The 3795-nt window shown below is 37.3% G+C and carries 1 protein-coding gene and 1 pseudogene; both read right to left on the bottom strand.

Annotated features, from left to right (window positions below; all coding sequences use genetic code 11):
• Window positions 1-1538: pseudogene (locus CER18_RS09485) on the bottom strand (hypothetical protein); the annotation flags it as partial.
• 1264 nt (window positions 1539-2802) lie between these two features.
• Window positions 2803-3795 (bottom strand): Vomp family autotransporter (locus tag CER18_RS09480; RefSeq protein WP_180299427.1); only part of this gene is annotated, 993 nt, incomplete at its 5' end.

The following is a 3795-nucleotide window of genomic DNA, read 5'->3' as shown; positions in this document are numbered from 1 at the left end:
GTAAAAGCTTCTGCAACAGTGCTATAATCCTTTTCAGCCCCATTACCATTCTTATCAAAGACTTTAACTGTAAAAGTAGGCGCATTCCAAGCTCCATCCCTATAGCTAGCACCACCGCCAAAATAGCCTGCAACTGCATTGCTTATAGAATAAAGTTGAGCACCATTGATCGCATCCGTTGATGTTGCTGTAATTGAACCAGCACGAACACCTGAAAGAATCCGTGTCGCATTATCAATATTTGCAATATTGACCTTCGTGCCACTTACCTTTCCACCAATGGTAATAAGTCCTGCTGTATCTTGCTTAACAAGCGCATCCCCTGTGCCATTAATGACCACATTTTCAATCTTTTCATTAAGTTTCCTAAACGAATTCTTCACACCAGCAAATGCAGACGCGACATCCCTATATTGGTCCTCAATCTCATTACCATTCTGATCAAAGGATATAATTGTAAAAGTAGGACCAGACCATTTTCCGTCTACATTATATCCAGCACCACCGCCCAAATAACTTGCAAATACCTGAGATATGAAATCAATCTGGCTACCATTTATGGCGTCAGTCGATGTTTTCGTAATTGCTCCGCCCCTAATACCAGAGAGAACGCGTGGGCCTCTCATGTTGTTTGTAATATCTATTCTATCGCCGTCTTTGCTTCCACCAATGGTAATAAGTCCTGCATCATTTTGCTTAACAAGCGTATCACCCGCTGCATTGGAAACTACATTTTTAATCGCTTTATTAAGATTCTCAACCGAATTATTCACGCCAGTAAAAGCATCTGCAACAGTGCTATAATTTTCCTGCCTCTGATTACCATTCTGATCAAAGGCTTTAATTGTAAAAGTAGGAGATTTCCAATTTCCTAGGTTGTAGTCAGCACCACCGCCAAAAGATTGAGAAATCACTTTGCCCAAGTTATAAAGTTGAGAACCATTAACCGCTAGATTCGAATTTGGAGAAATGACAGCATCACGAACACCAAGAATAAACCGCCCATTACCATTTTTATCTGAAAAGTCTATTCCAAAAGCGCCACTCAGGTTGGCACCAACTGTAATTAGCCCTTGGTTATTGAACTGAACAATCTGATCAAAAGACGTTCCTTTCATTTTACTAATAATAGCATTAAGGTGATGATCAATACTACTAAATTTACTATTAATATTATTAACTTGATTCTTCCAATCAGAATTGAATTTATCAAATTTACTATCAATTTTCGTATTAACTTGACTCTTCCAACGATCGAAAGCATTTCCCACACCAGAAAACGCTGAACCAACATCTCTATATACATGACCGTCAATTATATAAGTTGGCGCAATACTTTTACGTACATTTGTACCACCACCAAAATAGGTGTCTACATTACCCCAAACATCACAAGCAGAAACAGGAGAAGCATTTGATAAAAAAACAGCGACTGAAACCAATGAAAGCGTTTTAATAAAAGGTAATCCATAAGGTGAGCAAGAATTTTTAAAATCACTCACTACTGGCGTTTGTGGTGTGGTATATATTTTTTTCATAATAACTTCTCCAAATAATAAAAACATATTAAAAACATTAAAAAGACATATTCTGGCGCTAAAAGTTTTCAGAAGGTCTTTTTTATAAAAGGTTAGGGTTGTCGTAATGAGAAAGAGGACTATCTAAGTGTCAGTCAAATTGTGAATGACGTTGATTGATAATCCGGATAAAAGGAATTTCTTTCAAGCCTTAGGGTGGTGAAAGATTTTTTGGATTTAAATGTGAGAAAAAATGAGATAAGCATAAAAGAGACATATTCGTGTATTACTATCAGATATCGTGTTTTTAAGAAGCAATAATAGAGTGATTATTGCGAAAGAGTTTTTTGTTGAGGGATTTAGGATATTTGTTGCAGCATTATTGCGCTTTTGTTGCAAAAATAAATGGGATATTCGAGAACTTTAGAGCTGTGGCTCTTGAAGCACTTTAGAATAATGTAATAGTTACTGTACGGCTTTTTCATGAAGAAACCCACCCCGCTTTGAGAATTTTTTATTTATTCTTAACAAATTCTTTACCCTTTTAAATACTGTTAAAAAAAATAGCAAGAAAAAAATTATTTTTTTATAATGTGCTTTTCTGATATATGAAATAACTCTTCAATAATAGCCTTAATTGTTTGTTTTTTAAGCTTTTATAGAAATACTAATGCATCGTTGTGTTTTAGATATTTGCGTTTTGATTAATGAATTTGTACTTAGTCGTTATCGCTGCTGCATACAGAGATAACTAAACTAGATTTTTTAGTAATTTTATAGAAATATATCGATTCTAGCGTGCTTTTTTTATCACAAAAATTACAATCATATACTGCTCTTTAGATTAAAGTTTACAGCTCTGTTCAATACTTATATGAACCCAGATATTATCATAGCTTACATTGCGCACCACTAAAGTAACAGTTACAGTTTATTTTTCTCCTGTTGTGACATCCCCAATATCATAATTCGACGTTTTAAATTTTATATTTGTATAAGGTTTAGTATCGTTAAAGATACCCCTGCTGGCTTGTATGTGGCTTGTATGCTTTTCTGCATCTTCATCTGCTGTTCATGATAGTCATGCAATAACTAACAAGCCCTCCACTGCTTCCGTTAAATTTGTGTAAAATACGCCACTCTTCACACCTTGTTCTCTTTTTATTTTCAGCATCGATACTGACTACTGTTATATGAGAGAATCATTCCTTTAATGGTGCAATACTGTTCCCCCCTGTCCTTGAATAAACAGGAGCGATTTTGAAAATAACAGTAGTGAATTTTATTAATTTAGCGTTAAGCTTAATCCCACACCTACACCCCAGCGGCCTCCACCACTGGTGATAGATAAGCTAGAACGCGTATTTCCATCTTCAGATGTATAACCAGCACCAACAGCAAAGGCAGACTGATTGAGCCATATACCACTAGCAAGTGCAACACTTAACTTTCCTGGTGCGTCATTATAACGTAAGTTAGATACTGCCAAGCCAATAGCCGCTGCTTGTCTTGCTTCCTTGCGGACATCCTCAATGGCATAATTTAACGTCTCAAACTTTATATCCGTATAAGATTTTGCCTCATTAACACCATTATTGACAAGACTACTTACTTGATCATCCGTATACTTCTTCGCATCATCAAGCACTAGCTTCATCTGCTGATCCGTATAATCATGCAATTGACCACCYGTTACCGCTTCTTTCGAACCACTTTCTATACGACCTTCCGCTAAATTATCTATCAATACTGGATCACTTTCATTACCTCCAACTAACGTAATCTTATTCGTTTTCTTGCCATCTGCATCCTTATCGTAGTTAACTGCACCGTTCGTAACCGCACTTTCAACATCCTTAACATGCTGATCTATGCTCTCTACACGATTTTCAACCGCTGAAACTTTCTGGTTCGTYTCCCAGAGCTGGCCACCATTCACAACTTCTTTCGAGCCTTCCGATATATCTCCATCCGCTACATGCGTAATCTTACTATCCGATCCATTATGGCGACCATCATAGCCTCCTATCTCTTCATTCCAACTCAAACTGTTCGACGTAACATTCTGCGCTACATCATTAAGACGATCGTTGATACCAGACAAACTTCCGTTAACGCCTTCAAACGCTCCCGCTACTGTATCATAACTCTTACTCTCACCAGAACTCCCATCACTCTTGAACTGCGTTACTTGGAATTCAGGCGCTGTCCATTGACCGCCCTGATAGCTCGCTCCCCCGCCTAAATAACTCGCTAACGTCTGATTCAACTGATACAA

The organism is Bartonella tribocorum, assembly GCF_002777915.1.
Taxonomy (GTDB): Bacteria; Pseudomonadota; Alphaproteobacteria; order Rhizobiales; family Rhizobiaceae; genus Bartonella; species Bartonella tribocorum_A.
This window is presented reverse-complemented; position numbering and strand designations above follow the sequence as displayed.